Genomic DNA, 2,070 nt, shown 5'->3' with positions numbered 1-2,070 from the left:
AAAGATTGACATGGTTGGATATGTAAATTCTAAGGGAACAAATGAAATTACTTTAAGATATAGAGATAATTCAGATACTTTAAACTTTAGAACAACTTCAAAAATTTCAACTTCAGATACAAAGACTTTTACTCTTGATTCAAATGTAAAAATCAAAGCTTATGGAAGAGATTTAAAACTTGATGACATTAAAGTTGACGATTTAGTTGAATTTAAAACAAATAACGACAACAAAATAACTGAAATGACAGTTTATCCTAAGGAAGCACAAGTAAGTGGAAAAATTACATCTCTTGATACTTCAAACAAGGATAAATCTTCTCTAAAAATTAGACTAAAAGATAATAAAGATTATGAACTATATATTACTAATGAAACTAAAGATCTAGACAAAATAACGCTAAATGACAATGTAGATCTTTATGTAAATTATAAAGTTGTAATGGGACTTTCTTCAAATTATAGGGATGGAGATATCTCAGGAGAAGTTGTTGGTTATAGTGTAGATGAATATTCTTCTACAAACAGAAGATATAATCGTTATATAAGCATTAAAGATAAATACGGTTCCACTAAGAAGTATTATTTAGCCGATAGATTTGAAATAAAAGAATATGAAGGAGTTAGACCACCACAAGTAACTGAAGATTATCTTAGAGGAAAGAATGTAATTTTAACATTAAATAATTATGGTGACGTTGATACCATTACTATTATAGACTCAAGACTTCAGTTTAGTGGAATGTTCCAAGTAGTTAGCAATGTAAGAGATAATAGTAGTTTTAACGTTTATAAAGTAGGACTTCGAGTTATTCAATCAGACAATGATAATTTAAAGCCTGGAAAGACACTTTATTTCCAAACTAACCAAAATTTAGAACTATACGACGTATTATCTTTTGATGGTTATTTAAATTATTATGGAGAAATAATTTCAGATTCAAATAATAAATTTCTTGGAAATCCTAGAGAATATTTAAATACTGCGAATAGAACTACAAGAAAACGCGATTTTGAAGATTATAGATTTTTCCTAAGAAGTAATCGATATTACGATAATAGATATAATGATAGATATCCAGAACTTGGCAAAATTTATTACTAATGCTTTTCAAATAGAAACCCATGTGGTTTCTATTTTTTTTACATAAAATTATGTTATAATTTATTTTGGAGTGATTAAATGAAGAAAAAAATTATAATAATAAATTTAGCTTTATTACTTTTATTTGCACCGACAAGTCTTTTTGCAAAAACTTTTACAGATGTTAGTAAAAATGGAAATTCTGCTTGGGCATATAAATATGTAGATGATTTATCAAATAAAAATATTTTAAAGGGCTATGATGACGGAAGCTTTAAACCAAATAATCCCGTTAGTTTTTTGGAAATAATGCAAATTTTAAAAACTGTATTAAATCCAAATGAAGATGAAATGAAATTAGCGAGAGAGGCTAATTTGGAATTTGTAAATTCTATGGGTATCATTGATTGGGCAAAGGATGCTCTTTGTTATAATTTATATCATGGTACGGTGTCTAAAAAGACAATTGAAGCTGCTCGTGAAAGAGGATTTTTGGAAAATAAAGTTTATCCAAATAGAAATACAATTGCGGTTTATTTTGCAAGGGCATTTAGAATTGAAAAAAATAATGATTTCTCAAATTTAAAGTTTAGGGACATTGACAAAATTAATTCTGAAACTCTTGAATATTTGCCAAATCTTGTTAAATCAAATATTTTTACTAGCTCAGGTTCTGATGGAAAATTCAATGGGAATTTTGCAATAAGGAGAAGTGAAATTGCAGTCATTACTTCAAAGGGCTTAACTTATGTTGGAGCTAATAAAGATAAAATTAATAATCAAAGTAACTATATAGATGGCGAAGATCTCCTAACAAAAAATAATGATAATATTCCTGAAAAGATTATAAATAATGAAGTAAATAAGACTGAAAATAATAATTCAATTTTAGGGACTTTTACTGAAAAAGAAAATTCAGATGAATTAAAACCTGCAGAGGCAGGTATAATTGTCAATTTTAAGGGAAAAGTTGCTGAAGTAATTGA

General features: G+C 27.1%; 1 protein-coding gene and 1 pseudogene. Both read left to right on the top strand.

The window, feature by feature from the left end:
* Nucleotides 1-1,105: pseudogene (locus MR285_RS03820) on the top strand (S-layer homology domain-containing protein); the annotation flags it as partial.
* A gap of 78 nt (nucleotides 1,106-1,183) precedes the next feature.
* Nucleotides 1,184-2,070 (top strand): S-layer homology domain-containing protein (locus MR285_RS03815; RefSeq protein ID WP_293558193.1); only part of this gene is annotated, 887 nt, incomplete at its 3' end.

The organism is Peptoniphilus sp. (assembly GCF_022767005.1).
GTDB lineage: Bacteria > Bacillota > Clostridia > Tissierellales > Peptoniphilaceae > Peptoniphilus_A.
This window is presented reverse-complemented; position numbering and strand designations above follow the sequence as displayed.